Here is a 26,397-nt window from a genome sequence, read left to right as displayed (position 1 = left end):
GAGTCAGCAACCCAGAAAGGAAGTCCACCCATGGACGTCATGACCGCAACCGCAACCACCGTGATGGCTGTCTGCCCGAAGGCGCCCCCGGGTGCTGTCGGCCCCACCAACGAGATCACCAGCTACGTGCTGTGGGGCGTCATCGTCCTGTTCGGGCTCGGCATCATCATCGCGATCGGTGCGATCATCGCCGGCCGAGTGTTCTCCTTGCCGCACGCCTCCAAGGTCGGCGTGATCTCGGTGGTGGTCGTGTTCGCCTGCGCGATCGCCTACCTGGTGCTGCCCGGCATGCTCAACGGAATCCTCGGCAAGGGCTGCATCTGATGCGGCGCGCAGCCACGAAGAAGGCAGAAGGCACCAGCGAGTGGAGCCGGCGCCGGCTGCTCGGCATCCTGGCCGCCGCCGTCGCCGTGGCTGCGCTCCTGCTCGGCGGCCTCGCGTACGCGGTCTACCTGGCGATCGCCGGCATCGGTGACGAGGCCAGCGCGAGCACCGGCGTCGCCACCGGCGAGACCGAGCGCTCGACGGTGGCCCGCGGTGCCGCGCACCGCGATGAGATCGCGGCCGAGCCGATGCTGACCGTCCCCGAGAGCGCCGCCTTCCCGGCCGAGACCACCAGCGCCAAGGCACCCGAGATCAAGATCCCGACCGGGACCGGAGTCAACGGACCCGCGTTCGTGATGACCGGGTTCCCGCAGACCCCGGAGGGCGCGATCGGCCAGCTCGCCCAGATCGACCTCGCGGTGCTGCAGTCGATGAGCCTGAGCACCGCCGAGGAGGTCTACAACGCCTGGGCGCTGCCCGGCGGGGTCCGCGCTGAGGACTGGTGGATCACCGCCAGCGTCCGTGCGTTCCTCTCCAGCACCGGGATGGGCGAGGTCGAAGACCCCAGCGCCTCGGTGTCCCTGGAGCCGGCCGCCGCGCTGGTCAAGGGCACCGACGGCCCCGACTGGACGACGGTCTGCGTGCTGATGAAGGTCAGCGCCACCTACAAGTCCGAAGGACAGATCGCCTTCGCGCACTGCGAGCGCATGCAGTGGGTCGGCGGCCGCTGGATGGTCGCCCCCGGCGCCCCGCCGGCACCCGCACCCGCGACCTGGCCCGGCACCCAGCTGGCACGCGAGGCCGGCTGGCGCACCTGGTCCACCGACCACACCACCGAACCCGCCCACCCCGGCGACACGGAAGGGGAGCACTGACATGCGAAACGGGATGAGCAACCGGGTCAACGACTCGATGGGGGAGTCGCGCACCACCCTGCTCCGCGTGGGAGTCCTGGTGGCGATCGCCGCCCTCGTGGCCACCGCCGTCTGGCTCGGAGCGCGCGGCCGGACCGATGACAACACCGGCACCGACAAAACCACCGGGGACTCCTCGAGCCAGACGGGGCAGCAGGGGCAGAACGTCTCGGTCGACCAGGTTGCCCCGGAGAGCGCACCCGCAGACGGCGTCGTGATCCCGACCGGCGCCGACCATGTCGACGGCTACCCGACCCGGTTCCCCCAGACCGACCTGGGCGCGGTCGCGCTGCAAGTCGAGGTCGCCAAGGCGCAGGTCGGGTTCGACTACGACCAGGCCGGCGCCGTCGCCGGCCTGTACGCCAACCCCGAGGACAAGGCCGCCTTCGAGCAGCGCGCCCGCGACGCTGTCGCGCTGCGCCGCCAGCAGGCCGGCGTCCCGAAGGAGGGGGACGTCCCCCCGCCCGCGTCGTACGCCGTGACGCCGATCGCCTACACCCTCGAGGAGCTCGACACCGGCTACTACGCGGTGAGCCTGCTCAGCTACGTCACCCTCACCACCGCCAACGGCAAGGTCAGCGACGGCCTCTACGCCGGCACCCAGCTGATGCGGTGGCTCGAGGTCGACGGCGTGGGCGACTGGCGCCTGGTCCAGGGCAGCACCGCAGACATCGAGCACCTGGTCTCCACCGGACAGCCCAAGGCGGTCGCGCCGGGCACGCCGGAGTACAAGCAGGCCGGCTGGATCCCGATCAACGGAGCACCCCAGTGAGCACCGCCGACCTCTTCCACCGGGTGACCAGGCTGGGCATCGGCGCCCTGGCGGTCCTGGTCCTCACCACGCTTCTCGGAGCCGCCACGACCATCCAGCCGCCAGCCGTCGCCGCGGCCGAGCCGGCGACCAGCACGGCAGCCAGCACAGCGCAGGTCGCCACGGTCGAGACCACCAGCCAGCTGCCGGCCCGCACCCTCAAGATGGGCTGCCTTGGTCCCGACGAACTGTGCGACCTCGGCGGCGACGCCCTCGAGTGCGCGGAGGACCCGGTCGAGTGCGGCAAAGACGCGGCCGGTGGCGTCAAGGACGAGATCGAGAACCAGGTCGAGGGCGTCCAGGAGTGCCTCGACAACCCCAGCCTCACCGACTGCGCCAAGGGAGTCGGGGGAGTGGTGCCGGGAGTCGGCGGGTGTGGGCTGCTCGACGCGATCTGCGACGCCGGGCTCCCGGGGATCGGACTCCCTGGCGTCCCGGGGGTGCCCGGCATCCCCGGCCTCCCGAACGTGGGGGACCTCTTCGGCGCCGGCATCCCCGGCCTCGGTGACATCCCCAACCCGTTCGAGAACATCGGCGACGTCATCGCCAAGGCGGCGGCCGATGCCTGGACCGCAGCCATGCTCGCGGTCTGGAGCTCCGGCCTGTTCGTGCTGCGCATCGTGCTCACGTTCAGCGAGCTGTTCTTGACCCCCGACCTGAGCGACGACGGACCCGGCAAGGACGTCTACGTCTTCACCCTGTGGCTCGCGCTCGCCCTGGTGATCATCTTGGCGATGATCCAGCTCGGCGCCGCGGCCTTCAAACGAGAGGGCAAGGGCCTCGCGCGGGCGTTCATCGGCGCCGGCCAGTTCGTCTTGGTCTGCGCCTCCTGGTTCGGCTACTGCGTCATGATCGTCGCGGCCTGCGGCGCCATCACCAAAGCGCTGATGAAGTCGCTGCTCAAGGTGCAGACCTGGCCCGACTGGGATCCCCTGGGCGGCCTCGGCGTCGACAACATCACCGAGGCCGGCGTGGCCACCGCGCTGGCCTTCCTCGGCATCTTCTTGTGGATCGCCGCGATCGGACACGTCCTGGTCTACCTCGCAAGGGCGGCCTCGCTGCTGGTCCTGGTCGCCACCGGCCCGCTCTCCGCGGCCGGGCTGGTCTCCGACTTCACCCGCTCCTGGTTCTGGAAGTCGCTGCGCTGGTTCCACGCCGCGGCGTTCACCCCGGTGCTCATGGTGATGGTGCTGGGCATCGGCGTGCAGTTCGCCAACGGCGTCGCCGCCCACCTCGCCGACGGCACCGCCAAGGCGTTCGGCACGGCCCTGCCGGCGGTCATGACGATCCTGATCAGCGTCGTCGCGCCGCTGGCGCTGTTCAAGCTTCTGGCCTTCGTCGACCCCGGCACCCCCAGCGGCGCGTCGTTCCGTCAGGGCATGGCCATCCAGGGCGGCCTCCAGGGGCTGCTGAGCGGCGGCGGTGCCGGCGGCGGCTCATCGGCCGCCTCGACCACCGACGGCAACGGTCGCTCGTCGGGTGAGCAGAGCGCCGAGGCCTCGACCGGCGATCGGTTCAACAAGTCCACCCAGGGCGCCCTTGGCAGCTTCGGCCCGGTCGGACAGGCGTTCGCTGCCGGGCTCGGGATAGTCAGCAGCGCCGGAGCGAAGGCCACGTCCCTGATGTCGGACGAGACCAACCAGGCCGGCGTCGGGCAGAGCACCTACGGACCCGACTTCAGCAACATGGGCGGCCGCCAGTCCGGCCAGTCCGGTGGCCAGTCGGGCGACCAGAGCAGCGGCACGCACCCCGGCTCGCAGAAAAGCGGGGACGACGACTCGCCGTTGCCGACCCCGCCTGCCCCGCCCACCCCGCCGACGCTGCCCACCGGCGGCGGACCCGCCGGTGGCTCGGGAGGCGGCTCTAGCGGCCAGGGCGGCGGCTCTGGCGGACAGGGCGGCGGTGGTGCCGGAGCAGCGCCCAAGACCCCGGCCGCAGGCGGCGGCGGGGGAGCGGCCGGAGGTGGCGGCGGAGCCGGTGCAGCTGGCGGCGCGATCCCCCCGGTGGCGGTGTAGCCGATGCGCCGCACGACCTGCCCCCAGCCCCGATCGACACGCAGTGACCCGGAAGGAAACCGACGATGACCATCTACGCCGACTACCAGCGCGACCGCATCGGCTGGTTCTTCGGCCTCTCCGGAGGCCAGCTGATGTTCCTGGCACTGGCCAGCCTGCCGGCGTTCTGGGCGATCAGCCGCGGAGCGTGGTTCTCCGCGTTCCTGTTCGCCCTAGTCTGGCTGTTCCTGCTGGCCATCACCGTCATCCCGGTCCGGGGCCGCTCGGCCACCGGCTGGGTGTTCGCCTCGACGATGTACGCCGTCGGCGGGCTGCTCGGCTGGACCTCGTTCCGTGCCAAGGCCACCGAGGGCCGCGCCGAGGACCTCGACACCCCCGACCTTCCCGGGGTGCTGCAGGGCATCAAGATCCACGACGGCCCGCCGCACGGCTCCCAGCTCCAGCGGGTCGGAGTGATCCACGATGACGCCACGAAGACCTGGGCAGTCACCGCCTCGATCGTCCACCCCGGCATCGGCATGAAGGACACCGAGGAGCGCAGCCGCTACGGCGAGGCGCTGGCCGGGCTGCTCGACGTCGCCGGCCGCACCGAGAAGATCGACGAGATCCTGTTCATGGTCCGCACCGTCCCCGAGGACGGCGCCGAGCGCGACCTGTGGGTCAACAAGCACCGCCGCGACAACGCCCCCCAGCTGTCCGAGATCGTCAACAGCGACCTCGCCGTGGGCCTCACCCAGGCGTCGGTGCGCACCGAGCAGTTCGTGACAATCGTCGTCCCGGAGACCCGGATCGCCCGCTCGGCCAAGGAGTCCGGCGGTGGCTTCGAGGGCCGCTGCCGCGAGCTCTACCTGCTCATGGCCGAGATCGAGGCCCAGCTGCGGGGCCCGATGGGGATGACGTCGGTCCGCTGGCTCACCTCGCCGGAACTCGCCCTGGCGTCCCGGACCGGGTTCGCCCCAGGCGATCGCGCCGGCATCGTCGAGGCCCTCGCCATGCGAGAGAAGGACCCGAGCGTGAACGCCGACGTCCCGTGGGCGCTGGCCGGGCCCTCGGGCGCCGACGCGACGGTGCGGCACTACAGCCACGACGCGTGGAACTCGATCAGCGCCACCATCAAACTCCCGACCCGCGGCGTGGCGATGGGCGCCCTAGCGCCGATCCTCACCCCGAGCGAGTCCGGTGAGCGACGCTCGTTCGTCGTCGCCTTCCCGATCGTGTCCCAGTCCAAGGCCGACCGGCAGTCCGGCAACGCCGAGTGGGCCGCAGACCTGGCTGAGGGAATGAACGAGAAGCTCGGCCGCAAGACCCGTGCCAAGCAGCGCGACGAGGCCCACAAGGCCCGCGGCCTGGACGCCAAACTGGCCCACGGCAACGCGCTGGTCCGGCCTTACGCCGTGTGCACCGTCACGGTCCCCAAGACGCTGCGGATCACCGAGTTCGGCCGTCGCCTGGACGCCTCGATCCGACGCGCCGGGTTTGCGCCCCTGCGGCTCGACCTGGCCCAGGACGTCGGTTTCGCCGCCTCGACCATCCCCGTCGGGATGAGCCTGACCCGGAGCGGAGACGCCTGATGCCCACCACGACCCGCCGGAACCGCGGCGGCGGCCGCGACATGGCCGCCCTGCTCTCCGACTTCGGCCACGACCTGCCCACGATCCCCCAGCCCGCCCCGGAGGCCAAGGAGCCCCGGATCTTCAAGTACGCCCCGCGCCGCGGTGCAGCCCGCCGCGGCCGCGGCTGGGCCCCCGCCACCGCCCCGGCGCAGGCCTGGCGGATGACGAGTGACCAGGCACCGGTGTTCTGGCCGTTCGTGTCCGCGCCGGCCCTGCCGCCGACCGGGGCGCAGATGGGCGTCGACCAGCTCTCCGGCGGCTCGTTCTACTGCGACCCCTTCGGCTGGGTGCTGCGCGACGACGTGTCGGCGACCAACCCGAACATCTTCCAGTTCGCCAAGCCCGGCACCGGCAAGTCCGGCACCACCAAGGCGTTCTGCACCCGGATGATGCCCTTCGGCTACCGCACCCTGGTCCTGGGTGACCCCAAGGACGAGTACGAGTCACTGTGCCGCGCGCTCGGCGTCGAGCCGTTCGTCATCGCCCCCGGCTTCTGGGCACGAATCAACCCGCTGGCCATGGGCCCGCTCGGCCACGACTGGGAGAAGCTCTCGGCCGAGGAAGCCCAACGGCGCACCACGATCATCTTCAAGCGCTGGCTGGTCCTGATCCGCGGCCTCGTCGGCAGCATGAAGCTCGACGACCAGCGCCGAGTGCCGTTCGGACCCGACGAGAGCGACGTCGTCCGCAACGCCTTGGCCATCCTCACCGGCTACGCCGCCGGCAACTCGATCCTCACCGAGACCACCATCCCGCGGCTATGGGACCTGCTGCGCAACCCCACCGAGGAACTCGTCCGGGCGTGCGAGTACGGGAACACCCGCCAGTTCCTCGACCAGACCCGGCTGCTGCGCAACGCGCTCGGCGAGCTGGTCACCGGCACCCTCGCCGGCCTCTTCGACGACTTCACCAACATCGAGGTCGACTGGCGCGCCCCGATCCAGTCGTTCAGCCTCTCCCGACTCGACGGCCTCGGCGACGAGGCCGTGGGCATCGCGCTGCTGTGCATGAACTCCTGGGGCCGCGGCCTGCGCGAGATCGCCGAGCCCGGCGACCTGCGCATCGTCGTACGCGACGAGGTCTGGAAGCAGATGCGCCTCGGCGTCTCCGCGGTGATGAGCTTCGACGCCGACCTGCGGCTCTCGCGCGGCATGGCCGGCAAGGGCGGCGACATCCAGTTCGCCAACCTCCACAAGCCCTCCGACCTGCTCTCGGTCGGCGACGCCGACTCCCAAGCCGCGATGATCGCCAAGGACCTCCTCGAGCTGGCCGACATCAAGATCCTCGGCGGTCAGAAGCCGCGCGTCGCGCGCGAGCTCGACTCGATGCTCGGCTTCGGCCCGATCGCCCAGGACCTCGTCTCCGGGTGGGCGATGCAGGACAAGGGCCGCGCGCTGTGGTGCGTCGGAGACGCCACCTACAAGGTCCAGACGGTGCTCCACCCGCTGGAGAAGAAGCTCTACTACACCAACGAGGCCATCGAGGCCGCACTTTAGAAGTTCGCGCGAATTTTGACGGTTCTGCGACGAACCTGAGCATGGGCAGCGTCCCCTCGAGCCTGTGCGGACACTCAGGTTCAGAGACGTCGCAACGGGAAGCGTGTGCCGGATCGGGAGCCGTCACCGAGAACGTCACCGGACAGGTGATCCGGGACCCTTGAGCGGCGGCGAGCACGCCGGCCAGGCGGCCTCGGAACCCCTTACCAGCCCAGCCGAGCCCCTCCCACTCCATCAGGTCGCGCAAGGCACCGGAGCCACAGTGCCCGGCCTGACGGTGCGGATAGTCGAGGACCACTCTGGCCATGACCTCACCCTGCCTTCATGCGACTCCATCACTCGCGGAAGCAACGGGAACGCAGTCCCCATACATTCATGCACGCATGCAACCCGCGGAGGTGCACCTGCATTCAGATGGGAGGAGGACCGCTCGGCTGGAGAGCGTGGCGGCCTCCCGGACGCCACCATCACGTGTCTGGTCGAGCTCGGCTGCACCGGCACCGCCGGCGCGGCGGTTGCGCAGAAGGCCGGGCTGCCGCGGGGCGCCCAGCCCCACCATTGCGGGACCCGCGACCAGTTGGTGGTCGCCGCGGTCGAGCATCTGGCGCAGAAACGGCTGCGGCAGGTGCGAGAGCAACTGACTGAGATGGCGCGCTCTACGGAACCGCGCGGAGGTGAATGCCGAGCTGCGCATTGGGCACTTTTTCTCATTGGGTAGGGACCGGCATACTGAGGGCATGGATCGTGGGTTGCGGGATCTCAAGCGCGAGGCGACGGCAGAGGCGCTGGCCCAGGCGGCGTTCGAGCTGACCCGTGAGCGCGGCTTGTCGGGGTTTGTCACTGCGGACGTGGTGGAGCGGGCGGGGTACTCCCGGCGCACCTTCGCGAACCACTTCTCGTGCAAGGAGGAGGCAGTTGCTTCGGTCGCGTTCGGTGGTGTCGAGGACGCGAGTGCGATCCTGACCGGCCTTCCCGCTGACCTGTCCCTGCTCGATGCCCTGTTGGCCGTGATGAGGACGCAGTTCACCGCAGACGCGTTGGTGAGGATGCGCGAGCTGATGGCGATGGCGCGGCAGTATCCGACCCTGGAGCCCTACGTACTTGGCGTTCAGCAACGCATGCGCCATACCGCACAGGACCTCTTGGCCTCGGTGGCGGGGGACCGGTACCCCACCGTCTACGTGCCCCTGCTGTTCGGTGCCGTGTACGGCGCCGTGATGGCCGCCCTCGAGGGGACCCTCGATGTACACCTCGGCGGCGAGAGCGACGCCACCCCCGCATCGATGGACTACGGCTCGTTCCTCGACATCGCCTTCGACTACCTGCGCCACGGCCTCTAGATCTAGACGCCGCCGCCTCTCGCCCCCCAAGGAGCACCAGACCCATGTCCACTTTCTTGTACCGGCTCGGACGAACCGCGTTCGGCAGGCCCTGGCTGTTCATTGCGGGTTGGCTCGCCGTCCTCACGGTGGTCGTCGGTGCCGTGGCCATCAACGGGGTGAGCGTCAGCTCCGAGATGAAGATCGAGGGCACCGAGGCCCAGACCGTCCTCGACCGCGTAGCCGAGGAGCTCCCCGAGGCCTCCGGGGGTCAGGCCAGCGTGGTCTTCACTGCCCCGGACGGTGAGCGGCTCGACACTCCGGAGCGACTCGCGGTGATCAGCGGCACCGTCGGCGACGTCTATGACCTGGAGAAGGTCGTCAACCCCCTCGACGCCGCGCTGGGTGCCGCCGAGGAGGGCGCCCCGGGCACTCCGCCAGACAATGCACCGGTCGATCCCCTGGCCGGGTCGGACCAGGGACAGGCGCCGCCCTACCAGCCGCTGCTGATGGACGGGGCCCCGGTGCCCGGCGTGCTGGTGTCCTCGGACGGGCAGGTCGCGCTGTTCCAGTTCCAGTTCACGGTCGCCTCGACCTCATTGACAGATGACGACGTTACCTCGGTGGTCGAGGTGGTGGAGCGCGCCGAGCAGGGAACCGGGATCACCGTTCTCCCGAGCGACTCGCTCAAGGCCATCGAGATCCCCGTCGGCATCGGCGAAGTGATCGGTCTCGCCATCGCCACCCTGGTGCTGGTGCTGACCCTGGGTTCCCTGATCGCGGCCGGCCTTCCCCTGGTCACCGCGCTGGTCGGTGTCGGCATCGGGGTGGGCGGCGCGTACGCGCTCTCCACGGTCGTCGAGATGAACTCCGCCACCCCCGTTCTCGGTCTCATGGTCGGCCTGGCCGTCGGGATCGACTACGCGCTGTTCGTCGTCAACCGGCAGCGACGGCTGATCCTCGATGGAGGACTCACCGCGCGGGAAGCAGCCGGCAGAGCAGTCGGCACCGCGGGCAGTGCGGTCTTCTTCGCCGGCCTCACCGTCCTCATCGCGCTGACCGCGCTGACCGTCATCGGCATCGCCATGTTGTCCACGATGGCACTCGTCGCGGCCTCCACGGTGGCCCTGGCCGTGCTCATCGCCCTGACCCTGCTGCCCGCCCTGCTGGGGCTGGTCGGGGAGCGGATCTGCTCCGACAAGGCCCGAGCCCGACGCCGCGCCAAGGTGGACGCGGAGTCCCACAGCGTCGCTGACCACTGGGTGAAGGGTGTGATCAGGTTCAGGTGGCCGGTCATCGCCGGCGTGGTCGCGATCCTGGGGGTTATGGCGATCCCGGCGGCCAGCATGAACCTGGGCATCCCCACCGGTGCGACCGCGAACCAGGACACCGCTGCCCGGCAGAGCTACGAGGCGGTCGCCCGGGGCTTCGGTGAGGGATTCAACGGCCCGCTCCTGGTCACCGCAGAGCCCACCGGCACAGCCGGCCGGGTCACGCCCGAGCTGACCGCGAAACTGATCGGCGGCCTCCAGGACCGAGACGACATCGTGCTGGCCGCCCCGGTCGGCGTCAACGAGGCCGGCGACCTGGCCGTGTTCAGCGTCATCCCCACCTCCGGCCCCAGCGACGAGGCCACCAGCGACCTCGTGAAGTCGCTGCGCGAGCCCGACAACGCGATCGCCCGGGAGAACCAGGTGCAGTTGGGCGTGACCGGGTTCACCGCCATCGGCATCGACATGTCCGACAAGCTCGCCGACGTCCTACCGCTCTACCTCGCCATCATCATCGTGCTCTCCATCCTGATCCTGATGCTGGTCTTCCGCTCGATCGTCGTCCCGATCAAGGCCACCGCCGGCTTCCTGCTCAGCATCCTGGCCACCTTCGGTGCCACCACCGCCGTCTTCCAGTGGGGCTGGCTCAGCGGCCTCTTCGGGTTCGACACCGGCGGCCCACTGATGAGCTTCATGCCGATCATCGTCACCGGCATCCTCTACGGACTCGCCATGGACTACGAGGTGTTCCTGGTCTCCTCCATGCGCGAGGCACACATCCACGGCCAGCCAGCCCGACAAAGCGTCGTCCATGGGTTCGACCAAGCCAGCCGGGTCGTCGTCGCAGCCGCGATCATCATGGTCGCGGTCTTCTCCGGCTTCATCTTCAGCCACGACATCATGATCAAGCAGATCGGCTTCGCCCTCGCCGCCGGCATCCTCATCGACGCCTTCATCGTCCGGCTGACCCTCGTCCCGGCCCTCATGGCCGTCTTCAACGAGCGCGCATGGTGGCTGCCCCGCTGGCTCGACCGCCTACTGCCCGACCTCGACATCGAGGGCGACAAGCTGCTGACCATGCTCAACCAGCAGGCCGAGGCCACCGACCGACAAAGCATCGAGGTCCGCAACTGAGCGAACCGAAGCATCCAGAGCCGAACCTCCGGGGAACGTTCAGGACCCCCCGCCGGCAACCGGACCAGCGCTCCCGTATTCCCTCCAATGCGCTGCGCAGGAACGCGATGAACGTCGTCGCCTCGGCCATTCGGCGGCTATCACGGCCGGACTGACCTGAGACCCTTCCGCGAGCGAGGCGGAGGTGTAGCGGTCGTCGTCGGCGAGCATCGCCGAACTTGACCGACAGACGTCGGGTCCCGGCATCGTTCAGGATGGCCGGCCCGCCGTCGGATGGGAACTCGACGCTCCCGACATACATACATTCGTGCCTGCATGTAAGGTGTGGCTGTGTCAGTGCAGGCAAGGCGGCAGGAGGAACGCTCCGCAGCCACTCGTCGTGTGCTGCTGGAGGCCACCGTGGCGTGCCTGGTCGACCTGGGCTACACCGGCACCACCAGTGCCGCCGTGGCCGAGAAGGCCGGCTTGTCACGGGGCGCACAGCTGCATCACTTCGGGACCCGAGACCAACTGGTGGTCGCGGCGGTCGAGCATCTTGCGCAGAAGCGCTTGCGGCGAGTACGCGAGGCGTTGGCCGACCTGTCCCCGGCCACGCTTCAAGGGGCGAAGGCTTCTCGGAGTCGGACAGAGCCGCAGGAGGCTGCGCTTGGGCTGCTGGCACAGGCTCTCTCTGGTCCGCTGTACGCCGCCACCCTGGAACTGTGGGTGGCCGCCCGCTCACATCCCGATCTGCGAGCCCAGTTGATCCCAGCCGAGGAGCGCGTCAACGAGGAGCTTGCGCAGATCTGTCGCACCTACGTCACCGACGACCCGATCAAGATCCGGCTCACCCTCGACCTCCTCCTCGGCAGGGGGGTCAGCGGCCTGCTCACCTCCCACCCAGGCCACCGCCAAGAACAGGTCCTCGCAGCCTGGGCCCAACTCCTGAGAGGCCGTCCATCCCATGACTGACCTGAAATCGATGCTTGCCACCTGGGCTGAGAAGTTCCGGCCGCACGCGGAAGGAGTCGACCTGCCGCCCCACCACGAGCAGTGCCTGGGCTGCGGACCCGACAACCCGCACGGCCATCACCTCCAGGTTCGCCGCTATGGGGACGGCGTCGTGGCCGAGCACACCTTCGACAACCGGCACGTCGGCGCTCCCGGCATCGCCCACGGCGGCGCAGTCGCCACGGTCATCGACGACCTCTACGGATTCCTGCTCTACCTCGTCGGCGCACCCGCGGTCACCCGCCAGCTGACGGTCGACTACCGAGCGCCGGTCATGATCGGCACCCCCTATCGGATGGAGGCGGGCGTGACGAATCAAGAGGGCCGCAAACTGTTCCTCGCCGCCAGCCTGACCGACCGCGACGGGTTCCTGGTCGCAACGTCGACAGCGGTGTTCGTCACCGTCGGTGTCGACCACTTCACCCGGGGTACGCAGTGACCGCAGCATCGGGCGGGTGAACAACACGCCGTTGCCCGAGGCGAACAGCGGGACCCGCTGCCCGTCAACGCAAGGATGGTTCCTCATGCTTCACAACGCTCTTCCGCTCTGGGCGGTACGCGCGCTCGCGGCCCTCGTCGCGCTGGTCCTCCTCGTCCTGACCCTCGGACTCGCACTGCTCCTCCCCCATATCCCCGGCCTCGCCAAAGCCGCCACCCGCATGCCCGAAACCCTCGAGGTCGTCGACCGAGCCCCCGACACCCTCGACCAAGTCCAGCGGATCGACCGCAACGTCAAGAAGGTCACCCCGCCGGTCGTCAGAGCGACGAAAGACCTGTCCCTGGTCGCGCCGCACATCGAGACCCTCGCCGGCCAGGTCGACCGACTTCTGCGCGACCTCGAGACGCTGCAACGCACCTCCAAACCCCTCGGCGAGGCCGCACCCAAACTCGCGCGACTGTCCGGCCAGCTCGGCGACCTCCAGACCTCCCTGCGCCGGCTCGACGGCCGCCTCGCCAGCCTCGACCAAAGCCTCGTCGAACCATTGGACAAGATGGAACGGCCGCTGCGCAGGCTCGCCTCCACCACCGGACCACTGCCCGGAAGTCTGGACCGGCTCAACCGAAGCACCGCCGTCCTCGAAGAACTCCCCGGCTACTTCGAGAACCTCCAACGGACCCTGCGAAGAGTGGAGCGGCACGTGCGCAACCTCGACGAGAAGACCGGCCCCAACATCCGCTGACCGAATGGGACCTCAACACCACGATCCGTAGTCTCCGGGCACGCCCAGGCGTTTCGCAGTGACGCGCTCGATGCAGGTGAACCGTCAGCCGTCCGAGCACCGGGGCATGCTGGACTGCGAGGAGCACGGACACCGCGGCGATCCGGACCCCCCGCGCGTGCGGGGCTCGCTCGCTCCCTTCACCCTCGTGACCCATCGCGCAATCGGCCGCCGTCATACTCATCTGAGAGACGGCATGATTGTCGTAAGTGAGTAGCGCAGCAACACGGTGCCGGCCTTGTCACCTCAGCACGGCCGGTGATCTGGGCAGCGGACTGGATGCCGATGGCCAGACGCTGCGGCCTGCGCCGCTCCAGGCACGGAGGGTCACAGACGTAGGGGACGGATCGGGGCGAAGACCACCGAGGGGTCGGCGAGCCACTCCTCCGTGGCCATCACGTCGACGTAGAGCTCGATCTCGTGCCCGTCGGGGTCGGCGATGTAGAGCGAGTGGGTGATCGTGTGGTCGCTGGCCCCCTGGATCTGCACCCCGTGCTCGGTCAGGTGACGCACGACCTCGCGGAGGTCGTCGTCGTTGTCGCCGACCTTGAGGCCGAAGTGGTACAGGCCCACACGGTGCCCCGGGGGCATCGGCGCCGCGGCCGGGCCCACCTCGATGAGCAGCAGCTCGTGGTGGGTGCGTCCGGAGGAGAACGCCGCCGCGGGGACCGGCAGGGGGACCTCCCCGCGGATCTCGTTCCAGCCGAGCACGTCTCGGTAGAACCGCCGTGAGCGCTCCAGGTCGCGGACGTAGAGCACCAGGTGGCCGAGCTCGTGGATGCGCATGATGGCTGACTCCGATCTTTGTTCGACTGGTCCGGACCCGAGTGGCCCGGATGCCGGTCACGTCGGCGCTCTGTCAGTACGGCTGGTCAGGCCGGGGCGTTGGTGGCGTACTCGAAGGCGGCGGTCACGATCTGGGCGACCAGTTCTGCCTCCTCCTCGTCGCGGGGTGCGTAGATCATCACCGCGCCCGAGGTGATCAGGCCGCGGCGGGCGACCGGGTGTTGCTCTGCCCAGCCTGTCTCGATCACGCGGGAGGCGAGGTCGGGCGGCAGCACCAGGTGCAGTGAGTGGTCCGGTGCGGGGTGCAGGTGAGCGAACTCGGTGCCGATCATGAAGGCCTCGGGCGGGCCCTGCGCGGCGTCTTCCGGCAGGGTCAGGGCGCGCGCTCCCGGGACCGAGATCATGCTGGGCCGCCAGACCACGCCGGGTAGCTGGGCGAGCCGCTCCTCCAGGAGGCGGCGCGGCCGATCGTCCTCCGGTTGTTGATCGAGCTGGGTGTGCGGATTGCTCGGGGTAGTGCGCGGCCTGGCGCCGCCGCGGGCGGGCAGGTCGACTAGCAAGCCGGTCACAGCGTGAACACCGGGCCGAGCACGAGCAGGCCGAGCTCGTCGCCCGCGGAGGCGAAGAACGCGAACAGGGCGAGCGCGGCACCCGCGAGGGACAGGTCCTTGAGGAACTGGGTCTGCTCGTTGGCCTTGCTCGCCGGGTCGGTCTCGCGCCAGAAGCCGTGCATCAGCACCGCCGTCGGCACCAGGAAGGCGACCAGCAGCAGGGCGCCGAGGTCGGGCCAGACCCCGACGGCCACCATGAGGCCGCCCAGGATGCTCACCGCACCAGAGAAGGGCACCATCAACCCTGCGGCCGGCACACCCTTGCTCGCCGCGTAGCCGGTCATCATCTCCCGCTGGCTGAAGTGGCCCATCCCGGCGCCCAGGAACAGTAGCGCGAAAAGGATCCGGCCGATGAGGACCAGAACGTCCATGAGAGCTCCTCGTATGCGAAGTAGTCACTTACTCTTTGTAAGTGACTCTAGGAGTATCATTCCGGGAACGGCGTTGGCAAGAGTCAAGGTCCGGCGACTCGTCGGCCGCGGAGGTTGTCTGCATGGACGAGACACAGGGCTACTGTCCGGTCTTCCACCGCGCGGTCGAGTTGATCGGGCGGCGCTGGAACGGCCCGATCATCCGCGCACTCCTCGACGGAGCCGACCGCTTCGGCGAGATCCGCTCGAGAATCCCTGGGCTCACCGATCGGCTCCTCGCGCAGCGGCTCCGCGAGCTCGAGCGCGAGGGCGTGGTGGAACGCGCCTGCCCCTCCTCCTCCGCGACCACCGTGCCGCACTACACGCTGACGACCAAGGGTCACTCCCTGGCGCCGGTGATCGAGTCCATAGCCCAATGGGCTGCGGCGTGGGAGCCTCCAGGATCGACCAGCTCGGCGCAGGGCCGCAGCGTCGCGGACTCGCGACGCCGGTGAGCTGACCGACCACGAACGCTTGTCGCGCCGAGCTCCGCGAGAAGTGGATCCGCTTAACGGGACTCCTCCTCCACCGCTCGAGCCACCGGCTCTGGAATCTCCTGAGTTTCGGGGGGACGCTTCCTGACCTGCATAAACGCGGTGTAGGGCGCCACGTCCCCCCGCCATTCGACGGTTCGGGGGGACGGATGCGGGGACGCTGAGCCGCCACGCTGCGGCCCGTGACCAAAGTCAGCAGCGCCAGAATGTCCGAATCGTGCGCGCTGCGGTTGCTTATCGTTGGCGTGAGGATGTTGCGACAACTCTCGACCCGCGCCGCGCGGTACGTAAAGACACGGTCATGGTCGGGTGCCAGGCTGGTCCTCGTTCCTCAGGTCGGGGTGCTCGACGGTCTTCAGGTAGCGGGTGGCGCCTTCGACGCTGAGGCCGAAGAGGTCGTAGATGCGGCGTACGTCGCCGCCGGTGGCGTGGATCTCGTGCAGGATGCGGTCTTCGCGCAGGGCCCGTGGGCGGATGCGGCTTTCCTTCCAGGGAAAGGACGGGCCGCTGGGGACGAGGCGCGGCGCGGTGCGTCGGTTGATGAGCAGGTGTGGGTTCGCGGTGGCCGGCCAGGTTCGGTTGCGGTGGTCGAGCCAGGCGGCGAGCCGGCTCCTGACGGGTGCGGCGAGCGGGATGTCGCGGCCGTCGAGGTGGAGGCGACCGTCGACGATGTCGGTCATCTGCAGTTCATGGACCTGCTTGCCGGTCAGTCCGTGGAAGGCCACCAGAGCCACAGCGAGCGCGACGGCCGGGTTCTGCGAGTCCAGTTCGGCCCGGATCACGGCGGGGTCCAGCGGCATCGGAAGGCTCGTGGCGACACGGGTCAGGTCGATGCCCCTCATGGGGTTGGCGAAGACGAGTCGGCGGCCCTTGAGGATCTTGAACAGCGACTTCAGGCCGTTCTCGGCGAAGTGGCGTTGGCTGGTGCCGGCGGGCAGGGCCGCGAGGGCGGCCAGGATGTCGTCCTTGCTGATCTCGGCGAACGACTGGCGCCCGGCTTCGACCCACGTCTGCACGACGGGCGCGAGGCCCTGGATGTGGAGCTCGACGGTCTCGGGTTCGCGAGGCAGCTGGCGCGGTGCTTGCCGGGATCCGCCGAGCATGACCTGAAGCCACAGCTGGAGGTGCTCCCGCATGGCGTCCGGGAGGGCTCCGGACTCGATGAACTTGGCGTTGAAGTACCTCTCGACCCGGGTCGGGACGTCCTCGGTCAGGAGCCCTGCTTCGGCGAGGACGTCGAGGGTGGAGGTGATGGTGCCGTCGTAGCGGCGCAACGCCACGACGTCACTAGCGCGGACCTTCGCGGTGGGAGTGGGCCGCAGGATCTGCAGCAGCCGCAGGGACTGGATCACGGCATTGCGCTGCCTGACGCTCCAGCCATAGCGGCGGGCGTGGTCGGCGACGATGGCCGCGCAGTAACGCGTCAGTTCGCTGTCCTCCACCAGGAGGCGTTGGCGCAGAACCTCGGGGTCGGGGTCCATCTCAATCAGGGCCAGCTGCTCGAGCGCGTGACGGCCGAACCTGGTGCCGGGCTGGTAGGGCAGCTGGTTCTTGTTCTTCTTCGACCACCGGCCATCCCAGCGGACGTAGTCGGGCACCGGCGTCGCGCGTCGCTTGAAGACCATGTTGGCGAAGAACAGCTGCTGGCTGTCCTTGTTCGCGGCGGCGACATCGGGTGCCCGCCCGGGTTTCTGTTCGAGTCGGGCGTTCTCGAGGCAGAGGCGACAGGCTTGTCGGTCGCTGACGTGGCTGGTGCGGCCGCAGTAGGTGCAGGTGCCCTTCGGGTAGTGGCTCTGCCACCAGCGGCAGGACCAGCAGGTCCAGTTGTGGCGGGGGTAGACGCCCCAGGCCAGGCAGCCCCTGCAGGATCCGATGTGCTCGGGGCTGCGGGGATGGCACCGGCTGCACAGCCCCTGGCTGAAGTAGTCGGTGCGGGCGCGGCAGCGGTTGCACGGTGGAGCGGCGAACGGGCCGCCGGGCAGGCACTGATAGCAGAAGTCGACTCTGGGGCTGGTCCACGCGACGCGGTTGCTCTGGCAGGCGTTGCACTTGGGCGGCAGCCGCAACGCCGCGTTGGGGCCGGGCGCGGGCATCCCGATCCTCTCCAGCTCGTCGTGTCCGTCAGCGGTGGCGGTGCGGGCTACAGCGGCGGGGTCGAGCGGGGCTTGCCGAGCCGCGGTGTGACCGCCGGTGGCGTGCCGCCGCCGTTGCCGTTCGGATCGCCATCCCCGTTTCCGCCGTTGGCGGCGTCGGTGTTGCGGGGACGGCGCGCGGCGACCTTGTCCGGCTCGGGGGTCATCAGGTCGTTCGGGGTGCATTCGAGCACGGCGCACAGGACGTCGAGTTCTTGGAGCCGCATCGTCGGCGGAGTCCCGGCCCACCACGACGACATCTTCCCCGCGGAGATCTCGAGCCCGGCATCTGCCAGCATCCGCCGAAGTTCTGCGGACTTCCAGATCCCTCGTTCGGCGGCCCGCAGCCGCAGGCTCCACTGCATCTGGATCCTCTCCTTCGATTCGGTTGGGTCAGTCGGTACGGAGGCCCAGGCGGGCTTCGATGCGGTCGCTCGCGCTGTTCCAGGCGCGTTCGATGTGGTCACTGCGGACGTGGAGGTAGCCCGAGGTCGTGGCCAGCCACTGGTGGCCAAGGAGCTCCTGGAGGGCCTTGATGTCCATCCCGGCCGCGTACAGCGACGAGGCGCAGTAGTGCCGCAGCACGTGTGGGGTCATTCGCCCCGACCACGCCGGGAGCCACAGGTCGACCTGGATTCCCAGCGCTCGGCGCAGCGCGTTCGCACCGACGCGTCCACAGCGGTCCAAGTCGCGGTCGAACCGCTCGGAGGGGAGCAGCGGCGCGTCCGGGTCGGCCCAGTCGTGGCCGTACTGGGGGCGGACCTCGGCCAGCCACCAGTCGACCAACTGGTTCGCGCCGTTGATTCCGGGCACCAGCCGTGGCTTGGGTCCGCGGCCGCCGGAGCCCTTGCCGTGGCGGACGTGGAGCTTGCCGAACTCGCCCAGATCGGGGCGCCAGTCGCGGATGTCGAGCATGACGGTCTCGTTGATGCGCAGCCCGAGTCGGCGCCACAGCGAGGCGGCGAAGTAGTCGCGGGCCGCGGGAAGGTACTTGCGCGCTTGGGTGACCGACCCGCGCCAGGCGGTGAACAGCGAGTCGATCTCCTCATCCGACGGCGGCACCCGGACCTTGCCCAGCGATGCCCCGGACTGGCGATTGAACTCATCGATCGGCTGCTCGACCAAGACACCGGTCGTGCGGCGGATCGTGCCCTCGTAGCGGGCGATCACGAACTCGTAGAAGCCCGCCAGTGCTCCGGCCTTGCCCGCCCGGGTCGACACGCTGAGCCCCAGCCGCCGCTGCTGGGCCAAGAACGCGTCCGCGTCCGCACAGGTGGCCTCCCACAGCGGAGTCGACAGCGAGCGAGCGAACTCGATGACGATCGCCCGAGTCCCGCCGATGTGGCGGTCCGTCAGACCTGCCGCCGACATCGCCAGCGCGTACTGGTCCACCAGCTCCTGCTCGAAGTCCTGGGCCGCCTGCGCACCTATCAGTGCCGGATCAACAGCGCTGCCACCCGGCAGCGCCACCAAACCCATCAGTCACCATCTTCAAGCGAGGCGATCATGCATCGATGCTACAGCCAAACCGTCATTTGGGGTGACGGTTCGTCGATTCAGACTCTTCCGGGGATTCAACCAACGCCACCTGCACAAACGCAGATCGGAGCGCATGGACGTCTGATCGAACCTGAGTTCCTAGAGATTGCCGGCTGAGGCGCTCGGGACTGACCTGTCGTGAAGAAGCTACTCCTCGCCGGTCTGCCGGTCCTGATCGTCTTCATGGCCCTGCCGTTCGTCGTCACCCTGATGGTGGTCATGACCACGACCGCGGCCGCCGAGTGCCGCACCCAGACCAGCGAGACCGCACCCACCGAGCTCGGCGACCTCGGGGTCATCGACGGCCCCGTGGGCGGCCCGGTCAAGGGCAACATCACCATGGCGCAGGCCAACATCCCGCGCCGCTCCGGCCTCGACGGCTTCCGCGCCTCCATGCCCCGGGCGCTGTCGACGAACCCCGACTTCGTCACCCTCAACGAGGCCAGCGGCTGGAGCCTGGCGCAGATAGAGGCCGCCGCCCCCGGCTACGACGCGTTCCGGGTCGAGGACCACACCGGCGACAACAACTCGATGGGCAACGTCGTGCTCTGGAAGCGCGACACCTGGTCCAAGGCCAACGGCGGCCGGGTCACGATCGTGGAGAACGACCAGGGTTTCTATAAGGGCGAGCCGGTGACTTGGGACCGGTTCGCCACGTGGGTGATCCTCGAGCGCGCCGACGGCGCCGTGGTGTCGGTGATCTCCACCCACCACATGACCAACCCGCACAAGTACCCCCGCCAGCACGGCAACCCGCCGCTGACCAGGCACCAGCAGTACGGCGCCGGCATGGACATCCTGCTGCAGCTGCGCAACTCCCTGGCCACCCACGGCCCGGTGCTCATCGGCGGCGACATGAACACCCACGCCTCCTACACCAACCTCCCGTGGACCGCGGCCGCCAAGATGAAGGCCGCCGGCTACGGCTGGCACAACCAATCGGTCGACTTCGTCTTCTTCCCCCAGTACCAGGGCGTGCGGCTCGAGCAGGGCTGGGACGGGACCATGGTCTCCGACCACCACTGGATCGCCGCCCGCATCGCCATGAACGGCGCCGGCCCCGAGAGCGCCCCCACGACCGCGGCCACCAGCGAAGGTGTGGTGAACGCCGCCCACACCACAAGGACGTCGGTCGAGCCCCCGTCCGGCGACGTGCTCGCCCAGCTGATGCAGCTGCGGTTCGCCTCCAGCTACCCGACCCTGACCACCGAGGAGGCCCGCAACGCGATCACCATCGCCCAGGTCGCCCGCGACCTCCAGGTTCCCCGCTACGGGCTGCAGATCGCGATCGCCACCGCGATCCAGGAGTCCAACCTGGTCAACCTCACCGGCGGCGACCGCGACTCCGGCGGCCTGTTCCAGCAGCGTCCCTCGACCGGCTGGGGGAGCCGGGCTGAGGTCACCAACCCGGTTCTCGCCGCTCGCGCCTTCTTCGGCAAGGCCCAGCACACCGGCAACCCCGGCCTGCTCGACATCGCCGGCTGGTCGCAGATGCCGCTCACGCAGGCGGCCCAGGCCGTGCAGCGCTCCGGCTTCCCCGACGCCTACGCCCAGTGGGAGGACGTCGCCGGCGACATCACCGACCTCCTCGGCGGCGACCTACCCGACCTGCCCGACGCCGACGGCGCGGTCTCGAACGCGAGCAACTGCGAGGACACCGTCAACCCGATCACCATCGGGACCTTGAACATCCTGGGCGCCGGCCACACCGACTACCAGGCGGGCGGCGGCAACGAGAAAGCCGGGTACGCCACCTGGGACAAGCGGCTGCCCGGGGCACTCAGCGCGATCGAGAACGCCGGAGTCACCATCGCCGGCCTCCAGGAGGTCCACGGCCCCCAGGCCAAGGCCCTGGCTGACCGCTACTCGGCCAAGTGGGGCATGTACCCGGCCACCGGCAACACCCAGAACAAGGTGATCTGGGACCGCGGCAGCTGGCAGATGACCGACTCACGCCTCGTCCAGATCCCATACTTCAACGGCAAAGACGTCGGGATGCCGGTCGTCCAGCTGACGGGTGCGGCCGACAGCGTCAACGCCGGGCAGGCCATCTGGGTCTGGAGCATCCACAACCCCGCCAACACGCAAGGAAACGCCGCCGAGCACCGCAAGGAGGCGTTGCGCCGCCAGCTGGCCACCATGACCGAGCTCGCCGGCACCGGAACCCCGGCGGTGATCCTGGGCGACTTCAACGACGGCAAGGACGGCCAGAACTCCTCACACTGCGCGCTGACCCCCGACCTGAGCAACGCCTTCGGCGGATCAGCGGAGCCCTGCAAGAAGCCCAAGCAGGACGCGCCGATCGACCACATCTACGGCGCCAACCTCACCTGGGCCAGCGCCCAGGTCGACAACAGCACCCAAGCCAACAAGATCGCCGACCACCCACTGGTGACCGCCACCACCGCCGGCAGCAGCGCGGGCTGCGCGGTCGCGACCGAGACCAACTACAACCTCGGCCCGGTCAAGCCGCAGCTGACGCAGCTCGTCAACATCCTCGGCCCGATGTTCGACATCAAGACCGTCGGCGGCTACCGCGAGAGCGCCACCGACCCCCACGGCCACCCGGCCGGCCTGGCGGCCGACTTCATGGTCCCGCTGACTCCCGCCGGCAAAGCCCAGGGGGACGCACTCGTGGCGTACGCCCAGGCCCACGCCCGCGAGCTCGGGATTGACTACATCATCTGGTACCAGCGCATCTGGTCGGTCGCGCGAGCCGACGAGGGTTGGCGACGGATGGAGGACAGAGGCTCGGCCACCGCGAACCACCTCGACCACCCGCACATCAACGTGCTCCCCAACGCCCAGGTCTCCCCGGTCGGCCTCGCGGGCGCGTCCTGCGACGAGGTGGTCTACCCGGTTCCAGCACAGTACATCGGAACGGACCGGAAGAACTGGCACGAGACCGGCCCCTACTGGACCAACTGGCACACCGGAACCGACTTCTCCGCCCCGTGCGGCACGACCGTCTACGCCGCCCACGCCGGCACCATCGAGATCGACACCAGCCAGAGCTGGGCCGGCCCGCAGCTGGTCAAGGTCACCACCGGCGCCGGCTCTCTGACCACCTGGTACGCGCACATGCAGACCGTCACCGTCAGCCGCGGCCAGACCGTCGCCGCCGGCGAGCCGATCGGCCAGGTCGGCAAGGAGGGCAACGGAAGTGGCTGCCACCTCCACTTCGAGGTCCACCTCGAGAACGGCTCCATCTACGGACCCGACAACGTCGACCCCTCGACCTGGCTAGCGGAAAACGCCTCGAAGCCCAGCCGGTCCGTGTGATCGCTGCCGGGCCCTCCCGACACATAGGTGACCAGCCAGAACTTCGACCACCCACGAATCCAGGAGGCGGAATCCAATGCAGCGAGAGCGACGACGCGACCCCTACCCCTGGACCTGGGAGATCCCTGTAGCCGTGGCCCTGGCGGCCCTGTTCGTCATCGTCATCGGCATCCAGCTGGGCCGCTCCGTCGCGAACCTGCTCGCCGGCGCCGGCTGGACCTGGCCCGACGCCAACGCCGGCGCGTTCCCCTCACCCATCGGCACCGCCTTCTGGACCAGCCTCCCCGGCGTGCTCGGCGGGCACGCCGACGCCGGCCTGCCCACACCGACACCGGACGGCCGTGCTGGACGCGGCCTGGTGTGGGTCAGCCTCGCGATGACCGAGGTCGCGCTGCTGAGCGCCACCATCTGGGCCGGCGTCTGGGCCTACCAGCGGTGGGGCCCGGGACGCATGCGCGGCATGGCCACCGCCGCAGAGGCCGAGAAGATCCTGGGCGTCACCCGGCTGCGCAAGGTCGCCGGCATCGTCCGGCCCGACCTCTACGGCAAGCCCGCCACCGCCACGGCGGCACCCGTTCAGCGCACCGCCGGCGACCTCACCGAACAGACCGGGCCGCAGCTCGGCCACGGGCTCAGCTCGTGGCTGCTCAACGGCCGCCGGACGAAGGAGGAGGAGCGATGAAGCTGAGGTTCAACCCGTGGGACGTGGGCTGGCGCATCGGGGACGCGCACGAGCCGCGTGGCGGCGAGCTGTGGGTGCCGTGGGACCGCACCGCCGGGGTGATCGGCCCGCAGGGCTCCGGCAAGACCCTCGACCTGCTCACCCCGGCGCTGCTCAGTGCCCCGGGCGCTGCCCTGGTCACCCTGACGAAGGTCGAGGACCTGCTGCTCAGCCTCACCGAACGCTCCCGCGACGACCGGCCGTGCGTGGTCCTCGACCCGTTCGGGCTGGCCGAGGGCGTCGTCGACGAGCTGATCTGGGACCCGATCGCAGGGTGTGTGGACCCCAAGGTCGCCGAGCGGCGAGCCAAGGCCTTCACCGCCGGCACCGTCAAGGGTGCGATCACCGGCGGCACCGGGGACGATGCCGCCCGGTTCTACGCCGCGGAGTCGGCGAAGGTGCTGCAGGGCTACTTCCACGCCGCGGCCCTGACCGGAAAGACCCTCGAGGACGTCCTGCAATGGGTCGCGAACCCGACCGCGGCCAGCCAGCCGATGGAGATCCTGCGACGCCACCCGCACGCCGAGCCGTTCTGGCACGGCCTGCTGCACGGGGCGCTCAACGGCGACGACCGCACCGCCGGCAACACGATCACCACGGTGCAGCAGGCGGTGTCGTTGTTCTTCCAGGCCGACATCCGCCGCCGCTGCGTGCCCAGCCACGGGCACCCGGCCACCGACCTGGCCGACGTGATCCGTCGACGCGGCACCATCTACCTGCTGGGCCGCGAAGACCCCTACGCCTCGGCCAGCCCGCTGATGACCGCGGTGGCCGAGCACGTCTTGGACACCGGGCTGCTGCTGGCCAACAGCTCACCGTGGGGAGGCCGGCTGTGCCCGCCCCTGGTCTCGGTTCTCGACGAGCTGCCCTCGACCGCACCGCTGCCGACCCTGCGCACCCGGATGGCCAACGAGCGCGCCCTGGGCCTGTCGTTCATCTGGGCCGCCCAGACCCGTCCCCAGCTGACCAGCATCTTCGGCGAGCACGAGGCCCGGGCACTGCTCGGCCTCACCAACACCCTGGTGATGTTCGGCGGGTCGAAGGACGTCGCGTTCAACCAGGAGATCTCCGACCTGCTCGGAACCGTCCGCATCGGCCGCGTCACCCACTCCACCGGCGGGTTCAACGGCGGTAGCCGCAACTTCTCCGGCGACGACATCCCCATCATGCGGCCCGAGGAGGTCCGCCAGCTGCCCGAGCGGCGGGCCCTGGTGATCGCCGAGAACGGCAAGCCGATCATCGCCAAGCTGCACCGCTGCGTGGAGGGCAAGGCCGGCGAGCGGCTCCTGGCCGACCAGAGGGCGCTGCGCGCGCGGCTCACCAACGACCGCCGCATGGTGATCACCCCCGAGGCCCGGGCGACCGCCGCCCTCGTCGAGGCGCGCCGCCTCGGCTTCGTCGACGACGAGACCGAACCGACAAGGAGTGAGCTGTGACGACCGAACAGGCCCGACGGGCTGCACCCGGCCCGATGGTGTTCCCGTTCCCCGTACCCGGGGAGCAGGTCCGGCTGGCCTACCGCGAGCTTCACATCGCCATGAACGGCACCGAGGAGCAGAAGAAGGCTCTGGGCAACCACGCCCTGCTGCCGCGGCCCTGGGAGCCGGCCACGTGCCTAGACCCCGAGCTCCGGCACCAACTGTGGGAGTGGCTCGAGGACGTCGTGATCTGGCTCAACCGCGAGTACACCTGGGACGTTTCCGGACTCATCCCCAGTTGCTGGCCCCTGCACTCGCACCTGGTCCACGAGATCGCAGTCCTGGCCGATCAACGCCGTCGCGCCGGACTGGCCATGACCAGCGACGCGCTTGAGGAGTGGCACCGCTACTGCCTGCCCGCCTTCACCGACCGCATGCGCAACAGGCTGCGAGCCCACTGCGAGGACGAGCACAAGAGCTGGCCAGGCAAGCCGCGACACAACGAGCACCTGGGCGACGCCAGCGCGCAGCGGCGTGAGAACGCCTTCGCCCACGACGTCGACGCGCTGCCCGCCAACCGACGGGCCTACGACCAGTCCCAGCCCGTCGGGCGACCGCGCCTGATCGAGGTCGACCTGGACACCGGCGAGATCAAGGACGACCAGCTAGGTGCGCAGCCGCGCACCCGAACCGAGAAGGGGCCGCGCATCTAGGAGCAGCAGGCCAGAGCGTCCTTCTGATTGTCCCCGGACTCGTACAGACTCGCGGTCATGGCCACGTCTGACGCCAGCCCCGTGCCCTCGCCCGACCAGCCTGAACCGCGCAGTCTGCGGACCCGGGTCCCCGGCAGAGCGCGACCGCGAGCCGAGGCGATGACGGAGTTCGAGGAGGGCGTCGCCGATCTGCGCCGGCGGCTGGACCCCGCGCTCTGGCCGTTGTTCATCCCCAAGGCAGAGGACCTGTTCCGCTGGAGAATCCAGCTGTAGTGTGGCTGCGTCCGGGAGATCTTCACGACCGGCAAGGACCGTTTCCCCGACGAGCGCAGCGACCGAGACCCGGTGACCGGGTGTCGGCTGCCCGACGGAGAGTTCTGGTGCCGTGATCACCACGTCGCGAAGCCCTACCGCGAGATCGCGGAGTGGGACGAGCGCCGGGTGCACGAGTTCCCTGCCGACCCCGAGGAGCCGCAACACGGCCTCGACGCGGAGACGTGGGCGAAGATCCAGCGCCCGGAGCCGCACTCGTCGGCGTTCTGGCGAGTCAAGCTCAGCTGCGGGCACTACGCCGACGTGTGCGTTGGCGACCTCGACTGGAAGCCCGAAGACGGGCCCAGGCTGGTCACGAAGAAGCGGCTCGCCGAGATCCGCCGCGACTTCGAGGAGATGTGGGCATCGGGGGAGCCCGGTTGGCCGAACGAGGGGCCGGAGAGGGACCACATCCGTCGGATGCTCGACCTCGGGTGGCCCCGACCTGAGCCGGAACACGAATGCTTCGCCTGCACTGCTGCCAAGCGCGTCACCGGTTACCAGCGCATCGGCCCGCTCGTTCCGCCGCCGAAGCCGGCGGCGCCGCCTCCGATCGAGCGGGAGAGGGTCGAGGCCCAGCTTGCGAGGGCTGAGGCTGAGGTCCAGCGTCTGCGGAAGAGGCTAGAGCAGGCTCAGGGCTGAACCGGGCGCTCGCCTACGACTGCGAGCCCTCGTCGAGCTCGCTCTCCCACACCGGCCACACAGACCCAGGGCAATCCGGGATAAAGCACGGCCCCAGCTCGGCGTCGACCGCTGCGTGGAGTTCCTCGGGAGTCATAGGCCCATGCTGCCGTGGCTGCGCGTGCGCCGCTGGCGTCATCCACAGGCTTTCCCTTGTCGGACCCTTGCGACAGCGTCACCCGCATGGCTGG

23 protein-coding genes are annotated in these 26,397 nt (G+C 69.6%); 17 read left to right on the top strand and 6 right to left on the bottom strand.

The features are described 5' to 3' along the window. Positions 1-30 precede the first annotated feature (30 nt). The 11 genes from QWJ41_RS16460 to QWJ41_RS16410 all read left to right on the top strand — a co-directional run bounded on the left by QWJ41_RS16460 (position 31) and on the right by QWJ41_RS16410 (position 13,068). Positions 31-324 carry a hypothetical protein gene (locus QWJ41_RS16460; protein ID WP_109691870.1) on the top strand — a complete coding sequence of 98 codons (294 nt, stop codon included), beginning with the start codon at positions 31-33 and terminating at the stop codon, positions 322-324. Beyond that, positions 324-1,199 carry a hypothetical protein gene (locus QWJ41_RS16455; protein ID WP_302709485.1) on the top strand — a complete coding sequence of 292 codons (876 nt, stop codon included), beginning with the start codon at positions 324-326 and terminating at the stop codon, positions 1,197-1,199. Before QWJ41_RS16460 ends, QWJ41_RS16455 begins: the two co-directional genes overlap by 1 nt. 1 nt (position 1,200) lies before the next feature. Then, positions 1,201-2,010: a hypothetical protein gene (locus tag QWJ41_RS16450; protein WP_302709484.1), complete on the top strand. Its 810-nt coding sequence runs from the start codon at positions 1,201-1,203 to the stop codon at positions 2,008-2,010. Continuing rightward, the gene (locus tag QWJ41_RS16445; protein WP_302709483.1) at positions 2,007-4,064 is read left to right on the top strand and encodes a type IV secretion system protein; all 2,058 of its coding nucleotides are present in this window, start codon (positions 2,007-2,009) and stop codon (positions 4,062-4,064) included. The genes QWJ41_RS16450 and QWJ41_RS16445 overlap by 4 nt, the downstream gene beginning before the upstream one ends. Before the next feature lie 65 nt (positions 4,065-4,129). Then, a complete protein-coding gene (locus QWJ41_RS16440) occupies positions 4,130-5,635 on the top strand; it encodes an SCO6880 family protein (protein ID WP_302709481.1) in 1,506 nt (501 codons plus the stop codon). Next, positions 5,635-7,173 carry a putative type IV secretion/conjugal transfer ATPase gene (locus tag QWJ41_RS16435; RefSeq protein ID WP_302709479.1) on the top strand — a complete coding sequence of 513 codons (1,539 nt, stop codon included), beginning with the start codon at positions 5,635-5,637 and terminating at the stop codon, positions 7,171-7,173. Before QWJ41_RS16440 ends, QWJ41_RS16435 begins: the two co-directional genes overlap by 1 nt. A gap of 737 nt (positions 7,174-7,910) precedes the next feature. Then, positions 7,911-8,513 (top strand): TetR/AcrR family transcriptional regulator, encoded by a 603-nt coding sequence (locus QWJ41_RS16430; protein ID WP_302709478.1) that lies wholly within the window; start codon positions 7,911-7,913, stop codon positions 8,511-8,513. 44 nt (positions 8,514-8,557) lie between these two features. Further along, positions 8,558-10,897, top strand: coding sequence for an MMPL family transporter (locus QWJ41_RS16425; protein ID WP_302709477.1), 2,340 nt, complete (start codon positions 8,558-8,560; stop codon positions 10,895-10,897). 381 nt (positions 10,898-11,278) lie between these two features. Then, positions 11,279-11,848, top strand: a complete 570-nt coding sequence (locus QWJ41_RS16420) for a TetR/AcrR family transcriptional regulator (protein ID WP_302709476.1) — start codon at positions 11,279-11,281, stop codon at positions 11,846-11,848. Further along, the gene (locus tag QWJ41_RS16415; RefSeq protein WP_188782378.1) at positions 11,841-12,326 is read left to right on the top strand and encodes a PaaI family thioesterase; all 486 of its coding nucleotides are present in this window, start codon (positions 11,841-11,843) and stop codon (positions 12,324-12,326) included. The genes QWJ41_RS16420 and QWJ41_RS16415 overlap by 8 nt, the downstream gene beginning before the upstream one ends. 16 nt (positions 12,327-12,342) lie before the next feature. Next, positions 12,343-13,068, top strand: a complete 726-nt coding sequence (locus QWJ41_RS16410; protein WP_302709475.1) for a hypothetical protein — start codon at positions 12,343-12,345, stop codon at positions 13,066-13,068. A 366-nt stretch (positions 13,069-13,434) separates the two neighbouring features. Here the strand turns inward: QWJ41_RS16410 and QWJ41_RS16405 are convergent, their stop codons facing one another. The 3 genes from QWJ41_RS16405 to QWJ41_RS16395 form a co-directional block, all read right to left on the bottom strand. After that, entirely contained in the window at positions 13,435-13,893 is a 459-nt protein-coding gene (locus QWJ41_RS16405) for a VOC family protein (protein ID WP_302709474.1), read from the bottom strand. 86 nt (positions 13,894-13,979) lie between these two features. Continuing rightward, positions 13,980-14,462, bottom strand: a complete 483-nt coding sequence (locus QWJ41_RS16400) for a luciferase domain-containing protein (RefSeq protein ID WP_302709473.1) — start codon at positions 14,460-14,462, stop codon at positions 13,980-13,982. Next, the gene (locus tag QWJ41_RS16395; RefSeq protein ID WP_188782382.1) at positions 14,459-14,875 is read right to left on the bottom strand and encodes a DoxX family protein; all 417 of its coding nucleotides are present in this window, start codon (positions 14,873-14,875) and stop codon (positions 14,459-14,461) included. Before QWJ41_RS16395 ends, QWJ41_RS16400 begins: the two co-directional genes overlap by 4 nt. 122 nt (positions 14,876-14,997) lie before the next feature. Between QWJ41_RS16395 and QWJ41_RS16390 the strand changes: the two genes are divergently transcribed. Next, a complete protein-coding gene (locus QWJ41_RS16390; protein ID WP_032491541.1) occupies positions 14,998-15,369 on the top strand; it encodes a winged helix-turn-helix transcriptional regulator in 372 nt (123 codons plus the stop codon). 338 nt (positions 15,370-15,707) lie between these two features. On the opposite strand, the gene QWJ41_RS16385 is transcribed toward QWJ41_RS16390, so the two are convergent. From QWJ41_RS16385 to QWJ41_RS16375, 3 genes are read right to left on the bottom strand one after another with little or no spacing between them, the layout of a single operon-like run. Continuing rightward, on the bottom strand, positions 15,708-17,501 hold the full coding sequence (locus QWJ41_RS16385) for a site-specific integrase (RefSeq protein ID WP_302709472.1): 1,794 nt from the start codon (positions 17,499-17,501) through the stop codon (positions 15,708-15,710). A 47-nt stretch (positions 17,502-17,548) separates the two neighbouring features. Then, positions 17,549-17,905, bottom strand: coding sequence for a helix-turn-helix domain-containing protein (locus QWJ41_RS16380; protein ID WP_302709471.1), 357 nt, complete (start codon positions 17,903-17,905; stop codon positions 17,549-17,551). Between the two features lie 28 nt (positions 17,906-17,933). After that, entirely contained in the window at positions 17,934-19,019 is a 1,086-nt protein-coding gene (locus QWJ41_RS16375; protein WP_302709470.1) for a tyrosine-type recombinase/integrase, read from the bottom strand. A 198-nt stretch (positions 19,020-19,217) separates the two neighbouring features. On the opposite strand from QWJ41_RS16375, the gene QWJ41_RS16370 reads away from it, so the two are divergent. The 5 genes from QWJ41_RS16370 (at position 19,218) to QWJ41_RS16350 (ending at position 26,167) form a co-directional block, all read left to right on the top strand. After that, positions 19,218-22,361, top strand: coding sequence for a VldE C-terminal domain-containing protein (locus tag QWJ41_RS16370; RefSeq protein WP_302709469.1), 3,144 nt, complete (start codon positions 19,218-19,220; stop codon positions 22,359-22,361). Positions 22,362-22,437: 76 nt separating this feature from the next. Beyond that, complete coding sequence (locus tag QWJ41_RS16365; protein WP_302709468.1) at positions 22,438-23,043, top strand: hypothetical protein; 606 nt, start codon at positions 22,438-22,440, stop codon at positions 23,041-23,043. Further along, positions 23,040-24,518 carry a type IV secretory system conjugative DNA transfer family protein gene (locus QWJ41_RS16360; protein WP_302709467.1) on the top strand — a complete coding sequence of 493 codons (1,479 nt, stop codon included), beginning with the start codon at positions 23,040-23,042 and terminating at the stop codon, positions 24,516-24,518. Before QWJ41_RS16365 ends, QWJ41_RS16360 begins: the two co-directional genes overlap by 4 nt. Beyond that, positions 24,515-25,213 carry a hypothetical protein gene (locus QWJ41_RS16355; RefSeq protein WP_302709466.1) on the top strand — a complete coding sequence of 233 codons (699 nt, stop codon included), beginning with the start codon at positions 24,515-24,517 and terminating at the stop codon, positions 25,211-25,213. Before QWJ41_RS16360 ends, QWJ41_RS16355 begins: the two co-directional genes overlap by 4 nt. A gap of 345 nt (positions 25,214-25,558) precedes the next feature. Continuing rightward, positions 25,559-26,167, top strand: a complete 609-nt coding sequence (locus QWJ41_RS16350) for a hypothetical protein (RefSeq protein WP_302709465.1) — start codon at positions 25,559-25,561, stop codon at positions 26,165-26,167. Positions 26,168-26,397: the final 230 nt, after the last annotated feature.

It is taken from the genome of Nocardioides cremeus, assembly GCF_030518195.1.
GTDB lineage: Bacteria > Actinomycetota > Actinomycetes > Propionibacteriales > Nocardioidaceae > Nocardioides > Nocardioides cremeus.
This window is presented reverse-complemented; position numbering and strand designations above follow the sequence as displayed.

Coding starts and splice junctions, on each gene's coding strand:
- QWJ41_RS16460 (WP_109691870.1), top strand. CDS start 31: ATGGACGTCATGACCGCAACCGCAACCACCGTGATGGCTGTCTGCCCG.
- QWJ41_RS16455 (WP_302709485.1), top strand. CDS start 324: ATGCGGCGCGCAGCCACGAAGAAGGCAGAAGGCACCAGCGAGTGGAGC.
- QWJ41_RS16450 (WP_302709484.1), top strand. CDS start 1,201: ATGCGAAACGGGATGAGCAACCGGGTCAACGACTCGATGGGGGAGTCG.
- QWJ41_RS16440 (WP_302709481.1), top strand. CDS start 4,130: ATGACCATCTACGCCGACTACCAGCGCGACCGCATCGGCTGGTTCTTC.
- QWJ41_RS16435 (WP_302709479.1), top strand. CDS start 5,635: ATGCCCACCACGACCCGCCGGAACCGCGGCGGCGGCCGCGACATGGCC.
- QWJ41_RS16430 (WP_302709478.1), top strand. CDS start 7,911: ATGGATCGTGGGTTGCGGGATCTCAAGCGCGAGGCGACGGCAGAGGCG.
- QWJ41_RS16425 (WP_302709477.1), top strand. CDS start 8,558: ATGTCCACTTTCTTGTACCGGCTCGGACGAACCGCGTTCGGCAGGCCC.
- QWJ41_RS16415 (WP_188782378.1), top strand. CDS start 11,841: ATGACTGACCTGAAATCGATGCTTGCCACCTGGGCTGAGAAGTTCCGG.
- QWJ41_RS16405 (WP_302709474.1), bottom strand. CDS start 13,893: ATGCGCATCCACGAGCTCGGCCACCTGGTGCTCTACGTCCGCGACCTG.
- QWJ41_RS16395 (WP_188782382.1), bottom strand. CDS start 14,875: ATGGACGTTCTGGTCCTCATCGGCCGGATCCTTTTCGCGCTACTGTTC.
- QWJ41_RS16390 (WP_032491541.1), top strand. CDS start 14,998: ATGGACGAGACACAGGGCTACTGTCCGGTCTTCCACCGCGCGGTCGAG.
- QWJ41_RS16385 (WP_302709472.1), bottom strand. CDS start 17,501: ATGCCCGCGCCCGGCCCCAACGCGGCGTTGCGGCTGCCGCCCAAGTGC.
- QWJ41_RS16380 (WP_302709471.1), bottom strand. CDS start 17,905: ATGCAGTGGAGCCTGCGGCTGCGGGCCGCCGAACGAGGGATCTGGAAG.
- QWJ41_RS16375 (WP_302709470.1), bottom strand. CDS start 19,019: ATGGGTTTGGTGGCGCTGCCGGGTGGCAGCGCTGTTGATCCGGCACTG.
- QWJ41_RS16365 (WP_302709468.1), top strand. CDS start 22,438: ATGCAGCGAGAGCGACGACGCGACCCCTACCCCTGGACCTGGGAGATC.
- QWJ41_RS16360 (WP_302709467.1), top strand. CDS start 23,040: ATGAAGCTGAGGTTCAACCCGTGGGACGTGGGCTGGCGCATCGGGGAC.